Here is a 24,385-nt window from a genome sequence, read left to right as displayed (position 1 = left end):
AAAAGGGTTACATCGATGTGCTATCCTACTGCGATTGCGAACTTAAGATGTTTCCAGGCAGTGCTCTGCCCCATAACGCTATGACAGAACAACAGAAATTGACGATTACCGATCTTAGTGCGCAGCTCAATACCCTGATGCTACGCGATCAACAACGCTTCGCCCGCCGCCTGCATGGCAGCAAGAAAGTTAAAAATCCTGAATCTCAGCAAGCGCTGTTGCAGAAGCTGGCGCAAGAGATAAGCGAAGCCGCCGGAAAAGTGGCGCAGCGCGAAGCTGCACGCCCGACCATTGATTACCCGGACAACTTGCCGGTCAGTCAGAAAAAACAGGCGATCCTCGAAGCCATCCGCGATAACCAGGTGGTGATTGTGGCGGGGGAAACCGGCTCCGGTAAAACCACCCAGTTACCGAAAATTTGCATGGAACTGGGGCGCGGCATCAAAGGGTTGATCGGCCATACCCAGCCGCGTCGCCTGGCGGCGCGTACCGTTGCCAACCGTATTGCCGAAGAGCTGAAAACTGAGCCTGGCGGCTGCATCGGCTATAAAGTGCGTTTCAGCGATCATGTCAGCGACAACACCATGGTCAAGCTGATGACCGACGGTATTCTGCTGGCGGAAATCCAGCAGGATCGATTGTTGATGCAATACGACACCATCATTATCGATGAGGCGCACGAACGTAGCCTGAACATCGATTTTCTGCTGGGTTACCTGCGTGAATTACTGCCGCGTCGCCCGGATCTGAAAATCATCATCACGTCCGCCACCATCGATCCGCAACGTTTCTCGCGCCATTTCAATAACGCGCCGATTATCGAAGTGTCCGGGCGCACCTACCCGGTAGAAGTGCGCTACCGGCCGATTGTCGAGGAAGCGGATGACACGGAACGCGACCAGTTACAGGCGATTTTCGATGCGGTGGATGAGCTTGGCCGCGAAAGCGCAGGCGATATTCTGATTTTCATGAGCGGCGAGCGGGAAATCCGTGACACCGCCGATGCACTGAGTAAGCGCGATCTGCGCCACACGGAAATTCTGCCGCTGTATGCGCGTTTATCAAACAGTGAACAGAACCGTGTATTCCAGCCGCACGGCGGGCGGCGCATCGTGCTGGCGACCAACGTGGCGGAAACCTCGCTGACCGTACCGGGCATCAAATATGTGATTGATCCCGGCACGGCGCGCATCAGTCGCTACAGCTATCGCACCAAAGTGCAGCGTTTGCCGATTGAACCGGTTTCGCAGGCGTCCGCCAACCAGCGTAAAGGGCGCTGCGGCCGCGTGTCGGAAGGGATCTGTATTCGCCTCTATTCGGAAGATGATTTCCTGTCACGCCCGGAATTTACCGATCCGGAAATTCTGCGTACCAACCTGGCGTCAGTCATTCTGCAAATGACGGCGTTAGGGCTCGGCGATATCGCTGCCTTCCCGTTTGTTGAAGCGCCGGATAAACGCAATATTCAGGACGGTGTGCGCCTGCTGGAAGAGTTGGGCGCGATCACCACCGACGAGCAACAGACGGCGTATAAACTGACGCCGCTGGGTCGCCAGCTATCGCAACTGCCGGTCGATCCGCGCCTGGCGCGTATGGTGCTGGAAGCGCAAAAACATGGTTGTGTGCGCGAAGCGATGATCATTACGTCGGCGCTATCGATTCAGGATCCGCGCGAACGACCGCTAGATAAAAAGCAGGCCTCGGACGAGAAGCATCAACGCTTCCATGATAAAGAGTCGGACTTCCTCGCGTTTGTGAATCTATGGAATTACCTGGGCGAGCAGCAAAAAGCGCTCTCGTCTAACCAGTTCCGCCGTCAGTGTCGGGTGGATTACCTGAACTATTTGCGCGTGCGTGAATGGCAGGATATCTACACCCAACTGCGCCAGGTGGTGAAAGAGTTGGGGATCCCGGTCAATAGCGAGCCTGCGGAATATCGCGAAATTCATATTGCGCTGTTAACCGGTTTGCTGTCGCACATAGGTATGAAAGACGCCGACAAACAGGAATTTACCGGCGCGCGTAATGCCCGTTTTTCCATCTTTCCTGGCTCGGGTTTATTCAAAAAACCGCCGAAATGGACAATGGTTGCAGAACTGGTGGAAACCAGCCGCTTGTGGGGGCGCATCGCCGCACGCATTGATCCGGAGTGGGTTGAACCGGTAGCGCAGCACCTGATTAAACGTTCGTACAGTGAACCGCACTGGGAGCGTGCGCAGGGCGCGGTGATGGCAACGGAAAAAGTGACCGTCTACGGTCTGCCGATCGTTGCGGCGCGTAAGGTGAACTACAGCCAGATCGACCCGGCGCTGTGTCGTGAGCTCTTTATCCGCCACGCGCTGGTCGAAGGTGACTGGCAAACTCGCCATGTTTTCTTTCGCGACAACCTGAAACTGCGCGCGGAAGTGGAGGAACTGGAGCACAAATCCCGTCGCCGCGACATTTTGGTGGACGACGAAACGCTGTTTGAGTTTTATGACCAGCGCATCAGCCACGAGGTGATTTCTGCTCGCCATTTCGACAGCTGGTGGAAAAAGGCCAGCCACGAAACCCCCGATCTGCTCAATTTCGAAAAGAGCATGTTGATCAAAGAGGGCGCAGAAGGGGTCAGTAAGCTTGATTACCCCAACTTCTGGCATCAGGGCAACCTGAAGCTACGCCTGAGTTACCAGTTTGAACCGGGCGCGGATGCCGATGGCGTAACGGTGCATATTCCACTGCCGTTATTAAACCAAGTCGAAGAGAGCGGATTTGAGTGGCAAATTCCCGGCCTGCGCCGCGAGCTGGTGATCGCGCTGATCAAATCGTTGCCGAAACCGACGCGGCGCAACTTTGTACCCGCGCCGAACTACGCCGAAGCGTTTCTGGGCCGCGTCACGCCGCTGGAGCTGCCGTTGCTGGACGCGCTGGAGCGCGAGCTGCGCCGAATGACCGGTGTCACCGTCGACCGTGACGACTGGCACTGGGATCAGGTGCCCGATCACCTGAAAATCAGCTTCCGTGTGGTTGATGACAAGAACAAGAAGCTGCTCGAAGGACGTTCGCTGAGCGAACTGAAAGAGCGCCTGAAGGGCAAAGTGCAGGAAACGCTCTCCGCGGTGGCTGATGACGGCATCGAACAGAGCGGGTTGCATATCTGGAGTTTTGGCCAACTTCCGGAAAGTTACGAGCAAAAACGCGGTAATTACAAAGTGAAAGCCTGGCCTGCGTTGGTCGATGAACGTGACAGCGTCGCGATCAAACTGTTTGATAACCCGCTGGAGCAGCAACAGGCAATGTGGCGCGGTATTCGCCGTCTGCTGTTGCTAAACATTCCGTCGCCAATTAAATATCTGCACGAAAAATTGCCGAACAAAGCCAAGCTTGGGCTCTATTTCAACCCGTACGGCAAGGTGCTGGATCTGATTGATGACTGCATTTCCTGCGGCGTAGACAAACTGATTGATGAAGCGGGCGGTCCGGTGTGGACGGAAGAGAATTTCGCCGCGTTGCATGAAAAAGTGCGCGCCGAGCTGAACGAAACGGTGGTAGAGATCGCCAAACAGGTCGAACAGATCCTGACGGCGGTGTTCAATATCAACAAGCGGCTGAAAGGGCGCGTTGATATGACCATGGCGCTCGGGCTGTCGGACATCAAAACGCAGATGAGCGGGCTGGTGTATCGCGGGTTTGTTACCGGCAATGGTTTCCGCCGTCTCGGCGACACGTTGCGTTATCTGCAAGCGATAGAGAAGCGGCTGGAGAAGCTGGCTGTCGATCCGCATCGCGATCGCGCACAGATGCTGAAAGTGGATCAGACGCAACAGGCGTGGCAGCAGTGGCTCAATAAACTGCCGCCGGCGCGCCGGGAAGATGAGGATGTAAAAGCGATCCGCTGGATGATTGAAGAACTACGCGTGAGCTACTTTGCGCAGCAGTTGGGTACGCCGTACCCGATCTCCGATAAGCGTATCCTGCAGGCGATGGAGCAGATTAGCGCCTGATGATCGTAGGCTGCCCGGTGGCGCGACGCTTGCCGGGCAAAACCCTCACTTAACCCTCTGTCGGTTAATCGAATTTCGCCATCTGCTCATGCTCGCCGCGACAACTCCTACGCATTCACCCAGGCAAGCGTAAAGCCATCCCAGCCTTTGACGCCCACCGTTTGCATCGCGGTGGCCGTCAGGCGCGGATCGGCACCTATCATCTCAATGAATTTCCGCACACCCTGTACGCTGGCATCGGTAGTCGTCGGGTTAGTCACTTCACCGTCGCGCACCACATTATCGCCAATAATCAGTGTGCCAGGGTGAGCATAGTGCATCGCCCATTTCAGGTAGTTCGGGTTATTGGGTTTGTCGGCGTCAATAAAAATCAGATCGAACGGCGGGCGTTCGCCAAGGTTTTCCAGCGTCTGGAGCGCCGGGCCTTCGGCGACGGTGACCAGATGCGCCACGCCGGCAACGTGCAGGTTTTCGCGCGCTATCGCTGCGTGTAGCGGATCGGCTTCCAGCGTTAGCAACTCGCCGCCGGTTGGCAGCTCGCGCGCCATCCAAAGCGTGCTGTAACCACCCAGCGTGCCGATTTCAAGAATGCGCTTCGCCCGTGTCATGCGCACAAACAAGGCCAGTAATTGCCCCTGCGTAGGTGAAACATCAATGGCCGGAAGCCCAGCGCGCTGGTTATTTGCCAGCACTTGCGTCAGGATCTCATCTTCCGGAATCAACTGTTTTTCTAAGTATTCATCAACCGCGGACCACTTCTGCTGCATAGCATCACTCCTGGTTTATCAGAAACTTAATTTAGCCCGGACCAGCCGCCTCCCAGCGCGCGATAGAGATCCACCTGCGCCAGTAACAGATTGTTTTTTACCTGTACCGCGCTCAGTTGAGCGGAAAACAGCGTGCGCTGGGCGTCCAGCACGTCCAGATAAGAGGAATAACCGTTGTGATAACGGTTTTGCGCAATGCGTAACGTCTCTTGCGCCACATCGACTTGCCCGGCAAGTTCGGCGAGTTGCTCGCCCAGGCGTGTGATGGCATCGAGGCTATCGTTCACCTCTTTGAAAGCGTTGCGCACGGTTTTTTCATAGGTGTAGAGCGCCTGATTGCGCTGCGACGTGGAGACATCAACCTGCGCATTGAGCGCCTGGCGGTTGAGCAACGGTGCAAGAATACTGCCGCCAACACTCCACAACCGCAGCGGGTTATCGAGCAGACCGGGCAGCGTATCGTCCTGCATGCTGCCGGTTGCCGTCAGGTTAATCGACGGCAGTAATTTCGCCTGCGACGCGGCCAGCGTTTCATCGGCGGCAACCAACTGGCGCTGCGCCTGCACAATGTCCGGCCGACGGTTGAGCAAACTCGACGGTAACTGAGAGGGTAATTTCAGCGGGGTTAACGCCGCAAATTCGCCACGATTAACCGCGCCCGGATTATTACCCAGCAGCACACTCAACGCATTTTCCTGCTGGCTTATCTGATGTTGCAGTACCGGGATCTGCGCGCGCGTGCTGCGCAACTCTGAATCCGATTGCATCAACTCCAGTCGGGAAGTATAGCCCGTCTCAAACTGGCTGCGGGCAAGTTTGAGCGCATCTTCCCGCGCTTTCAGCGTGGATTGCGTGACCTGTAACTGCGCATCCAGCGACAGTAACGTGAGGTAGCCGGAAGCGACGTTGGTCGCCACCGTCAGATCGGCCGCTACAGCCGCCGCTTTCTGTGCCTCAAGCGAGGCGTCTGCCGCGCGAGACGCGCTGCGGCTGGCCCCCCAGATATCCACGTTGTAACTGGCTGTCAGATTACCTTTGTATAAGGTGCTGTGAATGGGCAAACCCGTTGCGGCTGACTGAGAACGTGCGCGGGTGCCGGAAATGCCCGCGTCCAGCTCGGGGAACAGAGCACTGTCGGCGGCATAAACCCGCGCCTGATATTCATTGACCCGTTCGCGGGCAATCAGCACGTCGCTGTTGTGGCGCAGCGCCTGATCGACATAACGGTTCAACTGGCTGTCGTGAAAGTTGCGCCACCAGACGCTATCCGTTTTGCTGACCGGGCCCGCCTCACTGCGCCAGGCTGCCGGGATTTGCAGCGACGGTTGAGCTTGCTGGACATCGGCGGACTGGCAACCCGCAAGGGTAAGACTTAACGCGGTAACGCAGAGATGCCGCTTCATTGCTCTGCCTCCCGCGTATCAATATGCACCTGCACCGACATCCCAGGGCGCAATCTTGCCAGCTCGTCGGGTTTTGCCTCCACCTGGATGCGCACCGGAATACGTTGGGCGATTTTGACAAAGTTACCGGTGGCGTTATCCGGGCTGATGGCGCTGAACTCCACGCCGGTGGCCGGCGAGATACTCTCTACGCGCCCGTGGTAGCTGCGCCCGTTAAGCGCATCAACGGTAAAACGCACCGCTTGTCCGACTACCACATCCGCCAGTTGCGTCTCTTTCAGGTTGGCAATTACCCAGCGCTGCGATGGCACCAGCGAGGTCAGGTGTGTTCCGGCGGTGACATACGCGCCAAGGCGCACGCTGATTTGCCCCAGTTGCCCATCGCGAGGCGCGACGATGCGGGTGTTTTGCAGATCAATTTGCGCCAGTTCAAGCGCGGCTTTGGCATTTTCCACATCCGCCTGCAATGAACCCCGGTTCACCACGGTGGTTTGCAGATCCTGACGCGACATCTCAAGCGTCGCTTGTGCCTGAGCAATATTGGCGGTGTTCTGCGCGGCAGTGGCGAGTGCGGCGTCGCGTTCACGGATGGAGAGCGAACCGTCTGCCGTCAGCGCTTTAACGCGTTTTAAATCCGCTTGAGATTTCAGATCCTGCGCTTTCGCGCTGGCGAGCGCCGCTTCATTACGGGCAATCACTGCCTGTGCGCTTTTACGCTGCTGGAGGTTGTTATCCAACGCGGCCAGCTTCATCGACAGTGTGGCTTTCGCCTGGTCGACTCGCTGGCGGTAAATTCGGTCATCGATCTGCATAATCAGATCGCCTTTTTTCACCACCGTGAAATCCTGCACCGGCACTTCAGTGATATAACCGTTCACCTGTGGGCTGATAAAGGTCGTCTGGCCGCGCACATAGGCGTTATCGGTAAATTGTGTATGGCGCGTAAACGGCGGTAACTGCCAGGCGTAAAGGATCACCAGTACGCCGACCAGGCCAATCGCGGCGGCGGAGAAAAGAGAAACCACACGTAAATTGCTGCGGGTATTGGCCCGCTCTTTGGCGGCATCCTGCTGGCTCATAGACACTCCAGTAACATTATTATTTGCTCCCAGTGGCCCGCTTCAACACAAGGCGGGCAGTAATGCGCAGGCGCAACAAGCGCCATAAAATCCAAATCAGCGTGGCGGCGGCAATACTGGCCGTCAGCAGATAAGTATCGTTGTAAGCCAGAATATTCGCTTCCAGCGTCGACAACGTTTGCAGTTGCGTCACTGCTTGCGTACTCAGCAATGAACTGTCGCCTAGCTGGCTTTGAAACATCTGGCTGTAATACTGCAATCGCTCATTGACCAGCGGGTTTAAGGTGGTGAGCTGATCCGCTAACAAGCTGGAGTGGTACTTTTCCCGCCAGGTCTGAAAAGTGCCGAGAATAGCAGAACCCAGCAACCCGCCGAGATTCTGGCTCATGCCAAACAACACCGAGAAACTGACCAGGTTGCGCGGCTCTGCCACCACGCCACCAATCCCCGCCAGCATCGCTGGCGCGATAAAAAATGCACTGGCAAAACCGAGCAAAAACTGGCTTAGCATCAACTGGTTGGGCCGCGTCAAACTGGTGGACTGGCTATCCAGCAGCGAGGCAATAATCATCAGCACCAGCGAGGTAACAATTGGCCATGCCAGCCGCTGGGGTTTAATTGTCAGGCAACTGGCAGTAATACCGCAGATAATGCCCACCAGGATCGACCACGCGAGGCTGGTCATTTGCTCGTTTTGCAGGCCGACATATTGCAGCCAGCCAAACACGCCGGTGTTCTGTTCGGCGAGCACAATGCGGATCAGCAGCATAATCAGCCCAAGGCGCACAATGCTGCCGCTGGAGAGCCAGCGCGTATTGAGCAGCGGGTTAGCGCGGTTGTGCTCAAAGGCAATTGCCGAGACGATCAGCACCACTGCGCCTGCCAGCGACCAGCCAATCCAGGGCGCTTCAAACCACCAGTCGAGCCGACCCAGTGACAGAACAGCACACAGCAGGGCCATGCCTGGCGCGAGCAGGAAGAAGGTAATGAAATCTTTCTTTTCAAACACTTTTTTGCGATCGCCCGGCGGCAATTTTAAGGCGATCACGCAACCGAGAGAGAGCAGCGCCAGCCCAAGCTCAAACAGATACAGGCCGCGCCACTCGTCCAGTTGTAGCAGTTCGGTGGAGAAGAGGCGAGCAATCGGAATGGCCAACGTTGAGCCGGTAATACCAATGGTTAGCGCTTTTAAGCGATGCTTCGCCGGCCAGGCCTGGATTTGATAATAAATACCGAGCGAACTGAGCGCTGCCGCCACCATGCCGTGCGCGGCGCGGACAAACAGGGCTGAGCTGAGATCATTAATAAATAAATGGAAGAACGTCACCAGCACATACAGCACCAGAAACCCTTCAGTAAACGCGCGCAGACCGTATTGCTGGCGAAACTTTACCAGCAGCAGGTTAATCGACATGTTGGTCATCACGTACACGGCGGGCAGCCAGGCGATTTCTGTTGACCAGGCAGCAAACGTGCCTTGCAGGTTTTGCAGGTTGGCCGTCACCATTGCATTGCCGAGCGCACCGGTCATGCACACCAGCAAGCCAACGACACCATAGGCGATGCGGCGCGGGGTACTGTGATAGGGGGTGGAAGGCGAACCCAGCAGCAACGGTTTTTCATGCGGCTGCCATTCGCGTGGCGTGTACGGATCGCTTTTCGGCAAACGCATTACATTTTCCCAGCCTGGTATAAGCGTGACAGTTCGCGACGGTATTTCGTGCGCGGATGAAGGTGTAGGAAACAGCAATTACCCATATAAAACAAAGGTTATAGATGTAAATAGTTAGTGGGCTAACGATTCTACTTGTGGCGCTAAAGGCAATGCAAGCGCATAAGAAAAATATAGGTTACTGACAATAAGTGATCTGCTTTATTGTTAAAAATAAACTTGCTACAGGTGACAACGTCACAATGCCTGCCATAACCGTTATGCTTACCCATGTATCCGATCCTGAGTGTCAGCAGCTTCAGGACGCGCTTTCTGATTACCTTCAACAACTTACAGGTAGTAGCGGTAGAGCTTCGTTTGATGCCTCAACCTTAGGCGAGCGGGGCTTCTTTTTGCTGGCACGAAAAAACGCAGTGGCCGTCGGCTGTGTCGCGATTCGTGAATTGTCTGCCGGGATCGGTGAAATCAAACGCATGTATACGCGCCCCGGCACGCGTGGTGTAGGCGCGCATTTACTCCGCGCACTGGAACACCATGCACGCGAACGCGGTTTTCAGGCACTGTGGCTGGAGACGCGACAAATCAATCAGCGTGCCGTTGATTTCTATCAGCGCAATGGCTTTCGGATCCGTGAAAACTACGGCAACTATATTGGCCGGCCGGAAGCGGTATGTTTCGAGAAAGCGTTGTAGCCTGCACGCTGTGACGATGAGGTATGTCGTTAGCGCTGAGCTTCCCTCGGGCAATAGAAGCGCCGAAACATGGATCCTGTGCCGTTTTTGTATCCCAAAGTTCATTAACGGACACTGTTACAAAGCGCGAGAACGGCGGGGTAAGGTACCGCGGTATAGGGTATTTCGGCTTATTACAAAAATGGGTACGGAAACTTACCTGAACCGCTGTGAATGGGATTCGGAGTGATCCTCTGTTCAGCCAGTGTCGTCGCGCTAGGCTGTAAACTAAAGCGAAGGAGGTTCTATGCTGATGACGACTTTTCCTACCTTAACTGAGCGCTCGCTGGCGGCGGTCAACACGTTGGGTGCGTGGCTGGCGCAAAATGATTTTGTCGGTAAGCCCACGCCCGTGCGGGCAGATGTGGTCATTCTGGCTGGTAATGCCGTCATTCCGACTATTGATGCCGCCTGCGCGCTGGCGGCGGCGCAGCAAACGCCGCTTCTGATAAGCGGCGGCGTAGGGCATTCCACCACGTTTCTTTATTCCGCTATCGCCCGGCACCCACGTTATAACGTCGTGCGTACCACCGGGCGCGGTGAAGCGGCTATTCTGGCCGATATTGCACGGCAATTCTGGCAGATTGATGAGAAACAGATCCTCGTTGAGGACAAATCCACTAACTGTGGCGAGAACGCCAGGTTCAGTATCGATATGCTGATGACGCAGGGAGTAAAACCCAAAACCGTAATGGTGGTGCAGGATCCCACTATGCAGCGGCGCACAATGGCGACTTTTGCCCGCCTCAGCCAGCAGTGTCGCGATGCGCCGCACTGGATGAGCTGGCCGGGTTTTATCCCGCAATTAACCAACACGTCTGAAGGGCTGGCATTCCAGCCCCAACAGCAAGGTTTATGGCCAGTTGAGCGTTATTTGTCGTTGTTGCTGGGGGAAGTGCCGCGCCTGCGCGATGACGACAATGGCTACGGGCCAAACGGTCGGGATTTTATCATTCACGTTGATTTTCCTCAGGAAGTCGAAACTGCCTGGCAAGTCTTGAAGGCAGACACAACCCTTGCTGCTGCACTGGGCAGCCGCTTTTTGTAACCCCGATGCCCGTTTGCGCAGACGCCGCCGCAAACGGGCATTTCCTCCGCTGTACTTGCCATTGCTTTGTTGCTTTTTCGCGCTTCTTTTATGCGTTCTCTCACAAAAGCGGCCCCTGTCTATGGGAAAAGTGTCGCGCGCAGATAGATTTTTAACAATGACTTTACTTGTTAAAAACAATGTTATTACAGGAGCGAGGCATGACAGCACCGGTACAGCACCCTATGTTTATCGATGGTCAATTCGTGAGCTGGCAAGGTGATACGTGGTTGGATGTCATCAACCCGGCAACCGAAGAAATTCTGGCACGCATTCCCGATGGCACAGCAGACGATGCACGGAAGGCCATTGATGCCGCCGAGCGCGCGCAGCCGGGCTGGGAAGCGCTGCCCGCTATTGAGCGCGCGGGCTGGTTACGCAAAATCGCGGCGGGTATTCGTGAAAACGCGCGTGAGATTAGCGCGCTGATTGTCGCCGAAGGGGGAAAAATCCAGCAACTGGCCGAGGTGGAAGTGTCTTTTACCGCCGATTACATCGACTATATGGCCGAGTGGGCGCGGCGCTATGAGGGCGAAATCCTGCAAAGCGACCGTCCGGGCGAAAATATCTTCGTGTTTAAACGCCCGCTGGGTGTCACCACTGGCATTTTGCCGTGGAATTTCCCGTTCTTCCTGATTGCCCGCAAAATGGCACCCGCGCTGATTACTGGCAACACAATCGTGATTAAACCAAGCGAGTTCACGCCGAACAACGCATTAGCCTTCGCGAAAATCGTCCATGATGTCGGCTTACCAAAAGGCGTCTTTAATCTGGTGCTTGGGCGTGGGGAAACCGTCGGCCAGGAGCTGGCGGGAAACCCGAAAGTGGCGATGGTCAGCATGACTGGCAGCGTTGGCGCGGGCGAGAAAATCATGGCGGCAGCGGCGAAAAACATCACCAAAGTGTGCCTGGAACTGGGTGGTAAAGCGCCAGCGATTGTCTTTGATGATGCCGACCTGGAGCTGGCCGTGAAAGCGATTGTCGATTCCCGCGTCATCAACACCGGGCAGGTGTGTAACTGCGCTGAACGCGTGTATGTGCAAAAAGGGATTTATGACCGTTTTGTCAATCGTCTTGGTGAAGCAATGAAAGTGGTACAGTTTGGCGATCCGACGCAGCGTAACGATATTGCGATGGGGCCGCTTATCAGTGCAGCGGCGCTGCAACGTGTTGAAGAGAAGGTCGAACGCGCCGTGTCAGAAGGGGCGCGCGTGGTGCTGGGCGGTAAAGCGGTCACTGGCAAAGGTTATTTTTACCCCCCGACGCTGCTGCTTGATGTGCGCCAGGAGATGGCCATTATGCATGAAGAAACATTTGGCCCGGTGTTGCCGGTGGTGGCGTTCGACACGCTGGAAGAGGCGCTGGCAATGGCGAACGACAGTGATTATGGTCTGACATCGTCCGTCTATACCCGCGATCTGACTACAGCGATGAAAGCAGTGCGTGGCCTGAAATTTGGTGAAACTTATGTTAACCGCGAGAACTTTGAAGCGATGCAGGGTTTCCATGCGGGCTGGCGCAAATCGGGCATCGGTGGGGCGGATGGTCGCCACGGTCTTAACGAGTATCTGCAAACGCAAATGGTCTATCTACAATCCTGATTTACATGGCCCCCGCTTACTGGCGGGGGCACGTTTCATACTTTGGTTGCTATCCACGCCATCATCAGTTCCGGCCATATTGCCGCCGGTAAACCCAGCGCATCGCGAATGCCAAAACCGTGTTTCCCCTGCTCGAACAGATGCATTTCAACCGGCACGCCAAGGCGGCGCAGGGCGTTAAACATGACCACACTGTTTTCCACTTTGACTGCCGGGTCATCGACCGCATGCAGTAAAAAAGTCGGCGGCGTGTTTTCATCGGCCATCTGCTCTGCAGAGTAGTGGCGGATTTGCTCAGCGCTCGGTGTATCGCCAATTAACTGCTGGCGTGACATCGGGTGGTCAATCTCCTGGTGCATGGTAATCACCGGATAAACCAGCGCCATAAACGCCGGACGAGCGCTTTGTTGATCCATCGCATCGACGGGGCGGTAGACGTTTTCGTCGTAGCGAGTGCCAAGGCTGGCTGCGGCGTGACCGCCGGCGGAAAAACCCATAATGCCAATACGTTCAGGATCGATGCGCCACTCTTGTGCACGAGCGCGAATGACGCGAATCGCACGTTGAACGTCGGCCAGTGGCGCGTTCGCACCTTCCTCATGCCCATCGCCCGGTAGGCGGTAGGTCATGACAAACAGGGTGTAGCCTTTGGCGTTAAAGCAGGGTGCCAGCGCGCTGCCTTCTTTATCCAGCACCACGCGGCGATAAGAGCCGCCAGGTGTGACCAGAATGCCGACGCCGTTCGGGTTTTGTGGCGCGTAGACAGTAATGTGCGGCGCGCGGACACCGGTAACGGAACGGTCAAAAAGCGACGGGCCGGTATGATGCTCTTCAAGTTGAAACTGCACTGGGCTTACAGCAGCGCCAGGGGCTTCACCGGTCGGCCAGACGGGGAACGTCGTGGCGTGTTGTACTGCCACATTCATCAATGTGAGTAAATCTTCCGGGCTGATATTTCTCATGTGTTGCCTGGTTTGAATACGCCGGGTCATTACCCGGCGTGGGTGGAGAGATTACAGTGCGCGATATTTTTCGAGCACGCGAACCAACTGGGTGACAAAACCGTATTCGTTGTCGTACCAGGAGACGGTTTTGACCAGTTGCACATCGCCAGCTTCGGTGATCTCAGTTTGGGTGGCGTCAAAAACGGAACCGAAATGGCTGCCGATAACATCAGAAGAGACGATCTCATCGTCGGTGTAACCGAAAGATTCGTTGTTCTCGGTGGCTTTTTTCAGCGCCTGATGAATCTCATCAACGGTCACTTTCTTCTCTAATATCGATACCAGTTCGGTAACGGAACCGGTTTTCACCGGCACGCGCTGCGCGTGGCCTTTCAGTTTGCCGCTCAATGCCGGGATCACCAGACCGATAGCTTTTGCCGCACCGGTGGTGTGCGGAATGATGTTTTCCGCCGCGGCGCGGGAGGCGCGCAGATCTTTACCGCGCGGGCCATCGACCAACGCCTGCGTACCGGTGTAGGCGTGGATGGTCGTCATGGTGCCGACTTTGATGCCGAAATTATCCTGCAATGCTTTAGCCATTGGCGCGAGACAGTTGGTGGTGCAGGAAGCCACCGAAATAATGGTGTCCTGGGCATTAATTGTGTCGTCGTTAACGTTATAGACAATCGTTTTCATCTCGCCTGCCGGGGCGGAAATCAGCACTTTTTTGGCCCCGGCGTCGATGTGCGCCTGCGATTTTTCGCTCGATGTGTAAAAGCCGGTACACTCAACGATGATCTCCGCACCGGCGCTGCGCCATGGAATATTTTTCGCCTCTTTTTCCGCATACACCGTGATGGTTTTGCCGTTAACAATCAGCGCGTCTTCGGTAAAATCGACGCTCCAGCCGAACGGGCCGTAGTTGGAATCATGCTTTAACAAATAGGCCAGCACTTTAGGTGAGGTCAGATCGTTGATAGCCACCACTTCCGCACCGCTGTTGGTTTCCAGCAGGCGACGTAACACCAGGCGCCCAATGCGCCCAAATCCATTAATGCCAATTTTGCTCATGAACTTCTCCATCAGAATGTAATGAATCACCGTTTTGCACTTCTTTAGTGATAACCTGGCGGGCGTTATTGGGCAAATGAATCACATTCAGACCGCGGTAAGTCTCTGAATAATGATAAGGAAAAGTTAATGAATTTTTAAGGAAAGCTCGGTATGTTGAACGCCGGTTCGTTCGTTTTGGGGTTCCTTATGCGTAGCAAATATTCCGGATTACAAATCGCCATTCACTGGCTGGTGTTTCTGCTGGTTATTGGAGCATATTGCGCCATGGAACTACGCGGATTCTTCCCGCGCAGCTATCGTCCTTCTTTCAATCTCGTACACATTTCATGCGGCATTTCTGTTCTGGTGCTGATGGTGGCGCGTCTGTTGGTGAGGCTTAAAAGCCCGACGCCGCCGATTGTGCCAAAACCGTCAGCCATGATGACTGGGCTTGCGCACCTTGGGCATTTGGTCATTTACCTGCTGTTTATTGCCTTGCCGATTCTTGGCCTGCTGATGATGTATAACCGCGGTGGCCCGTGGATTGCTTTCGGTATTACGATGCCATACGCCGCCGAAGCGAATTATGATTTAGCGGATACACTCAAAGAGTTCCACGAGCTGCTGGCCAACGCCGGGTATTTTGTCATTGCGTTGCATGCCGGTGCTGCGCTGGCACATCACTACTATTTTAAAGACAACACGCTGCTGCGTATGATGCCGAACAAACGCGGCTAACTGTTCCTCGTTGCCTGGCCCCGCCTCCTGCGGGGCTTTTTCATTTCTGTGCGTCTAAAATGTGATCCTGTCGGGTTTTCCAAATTGAAAAGCAGGGCGGAAATCACATTTTACGCCATCAGTGCTGTGCGCAATTCGTACAAGCAGTGTAGATAGTATATCTATTATAGAAACACTATCGACGGAGGGGATATGACACAGCCAGTACAGGAGTCTCTCGATCGGATGGCCACACAAGGACACGCTGTCGGATCGCGCAAATTACGTAAAGTGCTGCTCGCTACCGGCATTGGTCACTTTGTCGAATGGTTTGATTTTGGTCTTTATGGCACGCTCGCCGCTATTATCGGCCTGCAGTTTTTCCAGGCTGGCGATCCGAGCGTCGCACTGCTTTCGTCGTTCGCGGTCTTTGGCGCGGGGTTTATTATGCGCCCCCTTGGCGGGCTGTTTTTTGGTTCGCTGGGCGACAGAAAAGGGCGACAAAAGGTGCTGGCAACGGTGATCCTGCTCACCTCGGGTGCCACCTTCGTAATGGGACTGTTGCCGACTTATCATCAGATTGGTATTACCGCGACGGTGCTGTTGGTGATAACCCGCCTGGTTCAGGGCTTTGCCGCAGGGGGAGAAAGTTCGGGCGCGACAACCTACCTGGCAGAATATGCTCCTACGGAGCGTCGTGGCTACTTCACCTGCTGGATCGATAACTTTGGTTTTATGGCTTTTGTCGTGGGCTCCGGGCTGGTATTTCTGCTGACGGCAACGCTCGGTGAAAGCACGATGAGCGACTGGGGCTGGCGCATTCCCTTTTTGATTGCCGGGCCGCTGGGCTGGGTCGGGCTTTACTTACGAAGACATCTGGAGGATTCACCTGAATTTCTCGACGCCATGAAAAACGGGCAAACCGAATCCGCACCACTGCGTAAAGCGGTTACCACGGCGTGGGGCGCGTTGCTGTTCTGTGTCGGTTTTGTGGTGATCAAAGCGGTCGGGCACTGGACGCTGCAAACATTTATGCCGAGTTATCTCTCCACCGAGTTGCACTTCTCTAAACTTAACGCGTACGCCATCACCACGATTGGTCTTTTTTCCGTGGCGGTGCTGGTACCGTTTATGGGCTATCTGTCGGATAAATATGGCCGCAAACCGTTAATGCTGGCCGGGTGCGCCGGGTTTATTCTGCTGAGTTACCCGGCGATGATGGTGATGGCGAACGGCGATGTGCTCTCTGCTGTACTGGCGATGGTGATGCTGGGGGCGTTTATCGCCGCGTTTGATGGCGCATGTACCGCCGCAATGGCAGAGCTTTTCCCCACCAGTGTGCGTTATGGCGGTTTGTCTATCGCCTATAATTTTGCCGTCGCCTTCTTTGGTGGCATCACTCCGTGGTTTTCCGCCTGGCTCATTACCAGCACCGGCGATAAATTCTCGCCAGCCTTCTATGTGATGGGCGCGGCGCTCATCACCTTCCTGACTGTGCTGCGGGCCCGCGAAACTGCAGGGCAGCCGCTAAAACGCTGACGTTTTGCCCGGAGGGATCCTCCGGGCTGTTAGGCAAATCTGCAACAGGCGTTGCGTGTATCCGTCGCGGAGCCGGGTTCGCCAGCTATGCGCAACTGCTGATAATTTTTCTTTCAGGTTCTCATCAACAAGGGGTTATTTAATTGTCCGGTCAGGGAATAAATATCAACGTGATATTAACCTAGGGAATCATTTTTATTCCATAGGGACAAAGCTCGAATAAACATGTCTGCTGTTTTTCACAATTTCGTAATGAAACGTTATCATTACCGGGGCAATGACAACTATTTTTTAAAGTTCTCCAGATAGTAGGGAAAAAGGGCATAGTGTGAATAACGCGAAAATTCTGTAGCTTTCCATCAATAGACACACGCGAGCCATCAGTGTGTAAGTAGTTGTTCGGACGCAAAAAATAGTTGCCTCGATACCAAACGATAACCGATAAATTCTCACTGTTCCTGGCAACGGCAAACGCCGTACCGGTCGTTGGGGAAAGTAGCATATCCGTAATATCCCAGCGCATAAGTTCTCCTTGCTAATAACACAATGCCTCACTAAGAAAAATCTTATCAAATAATTCTCTCCAAGCCTAAGCTAAATTTTATATTTAATATTCGACAGATTAATCTACGATATATTTAATTAAGTTTACTTAGGATTTTGATATCAGACGAAAATGGTGAGGTTTTGAACAATATATTTTATATGTTTCTTATTCCCTAAGCGTGAATACATTATGTTTTCACTCTGCTAGAGTCATCACGTCACTTCATTCTCGCCTTGCCAGGAGGTTTCCGATGCTTTTGTCCAGCCTGATTGCCATTGCCGCCGTACTGATGATGGGGGTAATGAGCCCCGGTCCGAGTTTTATCTACGTCGCGCGGAATTCACTGGCGCACTCACGTGTTCATGGTTTAGTCACGTCGCTGGGAATGGGAGTTGGTGCGACGACTTTTGCGCTAATGGCGATGCTGGGATTGCAAAGGGTACTGAATGCGGTGCCAGAACTCTATATGGCGCTTAAGATAGCAGGGGGCGCGTATCTTATCTGGATGGCGGTGAAGATTTTTCGTGGCGCATCGCAGCCGCTGACATTATCTTTAAGCCATAACGACGCACCTAAAGGACTATGGAAGACGTTTCGTGATGGGTTATTTATTCAGTTAAGCAACCCAAAAACGGCGATCGTTTTCGCGTCTATTTTCACCGCACTGCTGCCAGCCAATATTCCGACGATCTTCTATTATGTGATCCCGCTGATGAGCTTCGTGATAGATGCGGGCTGGTATTCGCTGGTGGCGTTGCTGCTCTCGGCGGAAAAACCACGTCGTGTTTATCTGCGCATTAAAACAGCGGTGGACAGAACATCAGCCACGGTACTGAGTATTTTAGGGATCAAGCTGATTTATTCGTCGCTGGTGAGGTAACACCGATGCTGAGTTTCGCAAGGAGTTAGCTATGCATTGGTAACCAGTAAATATTGTCGGTCAAAATGTTGGCCGACAATATCTGTATATGTAATAACGCCAGTTAATTCTTCTTCCTGCGAAGAATTAATTTAACGATCGCAAACATGATTGATGCATAAACACATAGCATAATGACAAACGCAAAGAATGAGATGGGATCGGCATCGGCTTCATAAGGTGTGGAAATAAGCGTGTGAAAGGTTGCATAAGCCCAATCTGAAATGCCAACAGTTAAGCCATTGCGTGGCATTCCATATATTGATAAACAAAATGCTGCCACGAGGCAGATAAAAAGAGCCCTGCGTTTTTAACGTATCCGGTAAGCATCAAAATGGCTCTCTCCCATAACATCGAAACGACCATACGCGGATAAGGTAATACAAGAAATCTGCCCCGCGAGGGATCCATCAAGCGAAAGACGCAAATTTACTGAATTATTTGTGCATCTTACTGGTGGAACTCGGTGACTCAAGGCTGAAAAGGGAGTGCTAAACATACTAATATGATGTAATGTAACGACATGTGTCTGATTAATAATAAAAGGATGTTTATGAAAAAATCACTGTTGTTTTTGATCTGTTTCCTGCCGTCTTTATCTTTCGCAAAATTCATTCATCCTATGGATTTTGATGGTTCAGAGGCGCAGAAAGCGGATGTTATTAAGTACATTAAAGATCGCGTTCAGAAAGATTATTGCAATAGCAAACTCAATATGTGTCAGGAAACTACTTTAAGAATGATGGAGCAGGAAAATCTGCGCGCATTCAAAGAGGCCTCACAGGCGAAAGACCGAAAAATAATGGATAACGTCATTAAGACATACTGTCATTCGGCATTGGATATGTGTAATTACACGACTATTGAAATGATGTACAACGAGAATCAAAAGGCATCAAAACAAGATCTGAAGTGGTAATACCCTTTTTTTATCACAAGCCTCGGCATTCGCCGGGGCTTTTTTATTCGCGGTCAAAGAGGAAAGCGGTTATTCCTGATGACGGTTGGATCGTATTCGGATCAGGGGCGAATTTGGGCCGGCGAAAAGCAGCTTTATGGCTCGTAGTGTCTTTGTGCTGAAACTGCTAACCCTTGGATAACCCTATAAAGTTTAATGTTTACAGTGTAATAGAATAAAAGTTACCATACCCCCCTATAGTATAAGGGAGGTCAGATGCCCCATTCACCAGAAGATAAAAAACGCGTGCTTACGCGGGTACGTCGCATTCGTGGCCAGGTTGATGCGCTTGAGCGCGCGCTGGAAAGCGGCGAACCCTGTATCGCGATTTTGCAGCAAATCGCCGCAGTACGCGGCGCAGCCAATGGCCTGATGGGCGAAATGGTTGAAATTCACCTCAAAGATGAGCTGGTCACCGGCGAAACCACTGCCGATCAACGCGCGGTGCGCATGGCGGAAGTCGGTCATCTTCTGCGCTCTTATCTAAAATAAGCATAAAGCCATACACAAAAAGGAAGCGACTTATGAAATCACGTGCAGCTGTGGCCTTTGGGCCGGGCCAACCGCTCAAAATCGTCGACATCGACGTAGCGCCGCCAAAAAAAGGTGAAGTCCTGGTGCGCATCACGCACACCGGTGTTTGCCACACCGATGCCTTTACGCTTTCGGGCGACGACCCAGAAGGCGTGTTCCCGGCGGTGCTCGGCCATGAAGGCGGCGGTATCGTTGTGGAAGTCGGCGAAGGGGTGACCAGCCTGAAACCGGGCGACCACGTTATTCCGCTCTACACGGCAGAGTGCGGCGAGTGTAAGTTCTGCAAATCCGGGAAAACCAACCTCTGTCAGGCCGTTCGCGCCACGCAGGGCAAAGGCCTAATGCCGGACGGAACAACCCGTTTCTCCTACAACGGCGAGCCGATTTACCACTACATGGGCACCAGCACTTTCAGCGAATACACCGTTTGCGCGGAAATCTCACTGGCGAAAGTTAACGAACAAGCGCCGCTGGATAAAGTCTGCCTGCTGGGCTGCGGTGTCACCACCGGAATTGGGGCGGTGCATAACACGGCGAAAGTAAAAGAGGGCGATACGGTCGCTATCTTTGGTCTTGGCGGTATCGGTCTGGCGGCCATCCAGGGCGCAGTTCAGGCGAAAGCGGGACGCATTCTGGCTATCGATACCAATCCGGACAAATTCCCCCTCGCTAAAGAGATGGGTGCAACCGACTTTATCAACCCGAAAGATCATCATCGCCCCATTCAGGATGTGATTGTGGAAATGACGGATGGCGGCGTGGACTTCAGTTTTGAGTGCATCGGCAATGTGAACGTCATGCGTGCCGCGCTTGAGTGCTGCCACAAAGGCTGGGGAGAGAGCGTCATCATCGGCGTGGCGGGCGCGGGGCAGGAGATCAGCACCCGTCCTTTCCAGCTGGTAACCGGTCGTGTATGGCGCGGTTCCGCATTTGGCGGTGTGAAAGGTCGTACACAGCTGCCAGGCATGGTAGAAGACGCGATGGCAGGCAAAATTCGCCTCGATCCATTCATTACTCACCGTATGCCACTGGAGCAAATCAACGATGCGTTCGAGCTGATGCACCAGGGGAAATCTATCCGCACCGTTATCCATTTCGGCGAAAAGTAACCCTTCCTCACGCCAGCGGTGTCACCGCTGGCGCAACCAAACTCCAAATCTGTGACCGCTGACGCGCTTTTTGCCATAAGAATAATCCAATTATTGCCGATGCCTATATATCATTCCTGTTGTACGTATCAGACATATATGAGAGTCGATAGCCATGGATAAAAAAGCAGCGATGCAAAGAACACAAGGCATTGGATTTATGCACAATATTCGATTGGTTCCCCTGTTTTCTTCCATTCTCGGCGGCATCTTAGTGCTATTTGCATTAAGTTCCGGTCTGGCGGGTTACTTCCTGATGCAAGCGGATCGCGATCAGCAGGATGTCACACAGGAAATCCAGGTGCGCATGGGATTATCCAACAGTTCAAACAACTTACGCGTTGCGCGTATCAGTCTGATCCACGCCGGCGCGGCCAGTCGCATCGCCGAAATGGAAGACATGAAAAACAACGTGGCTGAAGCAGAAAAACGCATTAAGCAGTCGCAGGACGGTTTTAATCAATATATGGATCGCCCGGTCAAAACCCCGGCGGATCTCGCCCTGGATGGCGATCTCACCACCCGCTTTAATGCCTACATCGCGGGCATGCAGCCGATGCTGAAATATGCCAAAAACGGCATGTTTGAAGCGATCATTAACCACGAAAGTGAGCAGGCGCGCCAACTGGATGCGTCTTATAACGAAGTGTTGTTAAAAGCCATTGATATCCGCACCGCGCGTGCGCAGCGCCTGACCGAAGATGCGCACAGCCGCACCCAGCTTGGGCTGATGTTTATGGCTGCTGCATTTGCTTTGGCACTGGTGCTGACGGTCATCACCTTTACCGTATTGCGCCGCGTAGTGATTAACCCACTGCAACGTGCGGCTCAGCGCATTTCGCGCATTGCCTCCGGAGATTTAACATTGCCGGATGAGCCCACTGGTCGCAGCGAAATCGGCCGTCTGAGTGGTGATCTGCAAGCGATGCAGCATTCGCTGGTCACGACGGTGGCTACCGTTCGTCAGGGCGCAGAAGAGATCTACCGCGGCACCAGCGAAATCTCCGCCGGTAACACCGATCTCTCTTCACGCACTGAGCAACAAGCCGCGGCCATCGAAGAGACGGCGGCCAGCATGGAGCAGTTAACCGCTACCGTGAAGCAGAACGCCGATAACGCGCACCATGCCAGCGGGCTGGCGCGTGATGCCTCCGGCAAAGCCACCAAAGGTGGGCAGATTGTTTCTGGCGTCGTGCAAACGATGGGCAATATCACCACCAGTTCGCGCAAGATTTCTGAAATCACAGCGGTTATCAACAGCATCGCGTTCCAGACCAATATCCTGGCACTTAACGCTGCGGTAGAAGCGGCACGTGCTGGCGAGCAAGGGCGTGGTTTTGCGGTGGTGGCAAGTGAAGTGCGTACGCTGGCCAGCCGCAGTGCGCAGGCGGCGAAAGAGATTGAGGCACTGATCAGCGAATCCGTGAGCTTAATTGAGCAAGGCTCCGGGGAAGTCGTTTCCGCCGGTGAAACCATGGGTGAGATCGTGACCGCCGTTAAACGCGTGACTGATATCATGCTGGAGATCGCCGCCGCTTCCGATGAGCAGAGTAAAGGCATCACGCAGGTGAGCCAGGCGATCACGGAAATGGATAACGTCACACAGCAGAACGCCTCGTTGGTCGAAGAGGCCTCTGCGGCAGCGGCCTCACTGGAAGAGCAGGCAGCGCGCCTGACAGAAGCTGTGGGTGCGTTCCGTTTATCCGGCGCGTCACCAGAGCGGCAGAATAATGCGGCATCGCCAACCAGCAAAACCTTCAAGCCACAGCGCCCGGCACTGGCGAATGGCGATAACTGGGAAACATTCTGATTAGTCAGAACGAAAAAAAGAGGCCGTAAGGCCTCTTTTTTTATGCGCAAACCTTAGCACTGGTTGGTGTTTAAGGTGCTGACCATGTTGTTATAGTTTTGCAGCAGGGATTGGGCGTCCTGCGTCTGCTGGGATTGCATCAGCTGAAACTGTTTTGGCTGCCTGGCATCTTTTTCATACTCGCCATTTTCGGTGCGCTCAATAATGTCACGTCCGGTGGAGAGATAGTCATTGGCTTTAGACACGAGACTCGAACAGCCGGTTTTGTTGCTTTCGCGTATTTTGGCATCGTAAGCGGTAACCATGCTGTTGAACTGATCGAGCGCATCCTTAAATGCTGCTTTCTTATCGCCCAGACCTTTGCCATCCAGCACGCCACCGGCGGCATCCAGGCTCTCTTTCAGATAGTAGACCATCCCCATTTGAGCGTGCTCAAGCGTGCCTTTTTCCGTACGTTCGAATTCCGCTTTGATGCGCGCACGATCTTTTGCCTCGATACCTTCAAAGAAATTCGCCTGCGCAGCCACCAGCGCCTGCATGCTGCTTAACAACGCGGGCTGGATCTCACGGCCGTGTGCGCCATTGTCGCTTTTATAGGTTTTCGCGCTGATGTAATTGTACATATCGCGGCTTACCGGTTCGGCTTTTGCCAGCGCTTCGCTGTAAAGACGCGCCGGTTCGTCCAGTTCCGGCATATCCGGCTTCATGCTGTGCGCTTTATCCAGATGTTCTTTAATACGTCCCATTGAGAGCGGTTCAGTAAAAAACAGATCATCCATTTTCTTTTTGCCATCGAAAGCGGGCTGAGTGTACTTCTGGTATTCAGCGAGTTGCTTCCCGTAGGAAGCCGAAGTCATGTTGGCCGCGGCAATATATTCGTTGTACTTCAGCACCTCGGCCTGTTCGGCTGACGGCTGTGCTTCTTGCGTTTTGGTAGATTTATCGTCACAGGCTGACAGTGCCAGCAGGCAGGCGGCAACGGCCAGCGTACGTGCGACAGGTTTGGCGATGAACATCCCATTCTCCTTGTCCGAAAAAAAATAACGACTCATTATTGCTGAGCGCCGCACAGGTTAGCATCAATGCCACTCTGGCAAGGGGCATGCCACCTGAATTGGTAGGTTTTGAACAGCGGAGAAAGTGCCCGGCAGAGAGCGTTGCCGGGCCGGGTTCAGGCGTGTGCAGCGTTAAATAAAGCTGTCGTCATCGTTGCTGTAATCGGTGTCATCAAAATCATCGTTCTGGTAGCTGTCATTGCCGAACGAATTGTTCTGATCGAGAAAACGTGTGTCGGAGGCATTATTGAAATCGTCATTCTGCGCGTTTTCAAAGGGTGAATTGGCCGCCGTCGTCGCCGGCTCTTCGATAATATTCACGATCTCTTCCGGGCGCGACTGGTGGAACATGCTGGTCAGCATTTCGGCCAACACCACGCCGCCTGCAACGCCCGCCGCGGTTTGCAGCGCACCGGCCATAAAACCGCTCCCGCGTGGTGCAGGTGCTGGCGCACGGGAATAGTCCGGTTGTGGTTGCTGAGGCGCACTCCCGCTATTTTCCGGTTGCGGGCTCTGGTTTCTCCCACCGCCAAACAGGCCGCCGAGGAAACTTCCACCACCAGTTTGCGGTTTGCTTTTTTGCGCTGCCAGCTCGCTTTCAAGTTGCTGGACTTTGCTCTGGAGCTGTTTTAGCGCCGCTTCCTGAATCAGGATCGATTGCGCCATATAGTACGGCGCGGCAGGCTGCTGCCTCACAAATTCCGCTATCTGATGCTCTGCTTCGGCATCGCGCTGGCTATTCTGTTGCTCGGTCTGTTTCAGGCGCTGAAAAAGGCCGTTGATAAGCTGCTGTTCTTCATATTGCATGACAATAACCTTTCGATCGCTGTGATAGATA

19 protein-coding genes are annotated in these 24,385 nt (G+C 53.8%); 11 read left to right on the top strand and 8 right to left on the bottom strand.

What is annotated here, in order from left to right; translation table 11 throughout:
- Positions 1-80 precede the first annotated feature (80 nt).
- Positions 81-3,983, top strand: coding sequence for an ATP-dependent RNA helicase HrpA (hrpA, locus tag E0L21_RS13900; RefSeq protein ID WP_131410427.1), 3,903 nt, complete (start codon positions 81-83; stop codon positions 3,981-3,983).
- A 107-nt stretch (positions 3,984-4,090) separates the two neighbouring features.
- Here hrpA and E0L21_RS13895 read toward each other — a convergent pair whose 3' ends face one another.
- The 4 genes from E0L21_RS13895 to E0L21_RS13880 are packed head-to-tail and all read right to left on the bottom strand — an operon-like array spanning position 4,091 to position 8,904.
- Positions 4,091-4,750 (bottom strand): O-methyltransferase, encoded by a 660-nt coding sequence (locus tag E0L21_RS13895; protein ID WP_131410425.1) that lies wholly within the window; start codon positions 4,748-4,750, stop codon positions 4,091-4,093.
- A gap of 26 nt (positions 4,751-4,776) precedes the next feature.
- A complete protein-coding gene (locus E0L21_RS13890; protein ID WP_131410423.1) occupies positions 4,777-6,153 on the bottom strand; it encodes an efflux transporter outer membrane subunit in 1,377 nt (458 codons plus the stop codon).
- Positions 6,150-7,232 carry an HlyD family secretion protein gene (locus tag E0L21_RS13885; RefSeq protein WP_131410421.1) on the bottom strand — a complete coding sequence of 361 codons (1,083 nt, stop codon included), beginning with the start codon at positions 7,230-7,232 and terminating at the stop codon, positions 6,150-6,152. The genes E0L21_RS13890 and E0L21_RS13885 overlap by 4 nt, the downstream gene beginning before the upstream one ends.
- Positions 7,233-7,251: 19 nt before the next feature.
- Complete coding sequence (locus E0L21_RS13880) at positions 7,252-8,904, bottom strand: MFS transporter (RefSeq protein WP_131410419.1); 1,653 nt, start codon at positions 8,902-8,904, stop codon at positions 7,252-7,254.
- Positions 8,905-9,146: 242 nt separating this feature from the next.
- Here E0L21_RS13880 and E0L21_RS13875 point away from each other — a divergent pair, with 242 nt between their 5' ends.
- From E0L21_RS13875 to aldA, 3 genes are all read left to right on the top strand, one after another.
- Positions 9,147-9,596, top strand: coding sequence for a GNAT family N-acetyltransferase (locus tag E0L21_RS13875; protein WP_131410417.1), 450 nt, complete (start codon positions 9,147-9,149; stop codon positions 9,594-9,596).
- A 286-nt stretch (positions 9,597-9,882) separates the two neighbouring features.
- Positions 9,883-10,683 (top strand): YdcF family protein, encoded by an 801-nt coding sequence (locus E0L21_RS13870; RefSeq protein WP_131410415.1) that lies wholly within the window; start codon positions 9,883-9,885, stop codon positions 10,681-10,683.
- A 200-nt stretch (positions 10,684-10,883) separates the two neighbouring features.
- The gene (aldA, locus tag E0L21_RS13865; protein WP_131410413.1) at positions 10,884-12,323 is read left to right on the top strand and encodes an aldehyde dehydrogenase; all 1,440 of its coding nucleotides are present in this window, start codon (positions 10,884-10,886) and stop codon (positions 12,321-12,323) included.
- 35 nt (positions 12,324-12,358) lie between these two features.
- On the opposite strand, the gene E0L21_RS13860 is transcribed toward aldA, so the two are convergent.
- Positions 12,359-13,285 (bottom strand): alpha/beta hydrolase, encoded by a 927-nt coding sequence (locus E0L21_RS13860; RefSeq protein ID WP_131410411.1) that lies wholly within the window; start codon positions 13,283-13,285, stop codon positions 12,359-12,361.
- A gap of 51 nt (positions 13,286-13,336) precedes the next feature.
- Complete coding sequence (gene gap / locus E0L21_RS13855) at positions 13,337-14,338, bottom strand: type I glyceraldehyde-3-phosphate dehydrogenase (protein ID WP_131410409.1); 1,002 nt, start codon at positions 14,336-14,338, stop codon at positions 13,337-13,339.
- Positions 14,339-14,527: 189 nt separating this feature from the next.
- Here gap and cybB point away from each other — a divergent pair, with 189 nt between their 5' ends.
- The 7 genes from cybB (at position 14,528) to E0L21_RS13820 (ending at position 22,492) form a co-directional block, all read left to right on the top strand.
- Positions 14,528-15,058 (top strand): cytochrome b561, encoded by a 531-nt coding sequence (cybB, locus tag E0L21_RS13850; protein ID WP_131410407.1) that lies wholly within the window; start codon positions 14,528-14,530, stop codon positions 15,056-15,058.
- Between the two features lie 192 nt (positions 15,059-15,250).
- Positions 15,251-16,576, top strand: coding sequence for an MFS transporter (locus tag E0L21_RS13845; protein WP_380207949.1), 1,326 nt, complete (start codon positions 15,251-15,253; stop codon positions 16,574-16,576).
- 797 nt (positions 16,577-17,373) lie between these two features.
- On the top strand, positions 17,374-18,003 hold the full coding sequence (locus tag E0L21_RS13840; protein ID WP_131410405.1) for a LysE family translocator: 630 nt from the start codon (positions 17,374-17,376) through the stop codon (positions 18,001-18,003).
- Positions 18,004-18,595: 592 nt separating this feature from the next.
- Entirely contained in the window at positions 18,596-18,961 is a 366-nt protein-coding gene (locus E0L21_RS13835; protein ID WP_131410404.1) for a hypothetical protein, read from the top strand.
- 255 nt (positions 18,962-19,216) lie between these two features.
- Positions 19,217-19,492 carry a metal/formaldehyde-sensitive transcriptional repressor gene (locus E0L21_RS13830; RefSeq protein ID WP_016495945.1) on the top strand — a complete coding sequence of 92 codons (276 nt, stop codon included), beginning with the start codon at positions 19,217-19,219 and terminating at the stop codon, positions 19,490-19,492.
- Positions 19,493-19,524: 32 nt separating this feature from the next.
- Complete coding sequence (locus E0L21_RS13825; RefSeq protein ID WP_131410402.1) at positions 19,525-20,643, top strand: S-(hydroxymethyl)glutathione dehydrogenase/class III alcohol dehydrogenase; 1,119 nt, start codon at positions 19,525-19,527, stop codon at positions 20,641-20,643.
- Positions 20,644-20,797: 154 nt separating this feature from the next.
- Positions 20,798-22,492 (top strand): methyl-accepting chemotaxis protein, encoded by a 1,695-nt coding sequence (locus E0L21_RS13820; protein WP_131410400.1) that lies wholly within the window; start codon positions 20,798-20,800, stop codon positions 22,490-22,492.
- A gap of 53 nt (positions 22,493-22,545) precedes the next feature.
- Here E0L21_RS13820 and E0L21_RS13815 read toward each other — a convergent pair whose 3' ends face one another.
- Together E0L21_RS13815 and E0L21_RS13810 are read right to left on the bottom strand one after the other, a co-directional pair.
- Complete coding sequence (locus E0L21_RS13815; RefSeq protein WP_131410398.1) at positions 22,546-23,508, bottom strand: YiiG family protein; 963 nt, start codon at positions 23,506-23,508, stop codon at positions 22,546-22,548.
- Positions 23,509-23,679: 171 nt separating this feature from the next.
- Positions 23,680-24,354 (bottom strand): DUF2076 domain-containing protein, encoded by a 675-nt coding sequence (locus tag E0L21_RS13810; protein ID WP_131410396.1) that lies wholly within the window; start codon positions 24,352-24,354, stop codon positions 23,680-23,682.
- Between the last annotated feature and the right edge of the window lie 31 nt (positions 24,355-24,385).

Origin of the sequence: Kosakonia quasisacchari (assembly GCF_004331415.1) — a bacterium.
Taxonomy (GTDB): Bacteria; Pseudomonadota; Gammaproteobacteria; order Enterobacterales; family Enterobacteriaceae; genus Kosakonia; species Kosakonia quasisacchari.
This window is presented reverse-complemented; position numbering and strand designations above follow the sequence as displayed.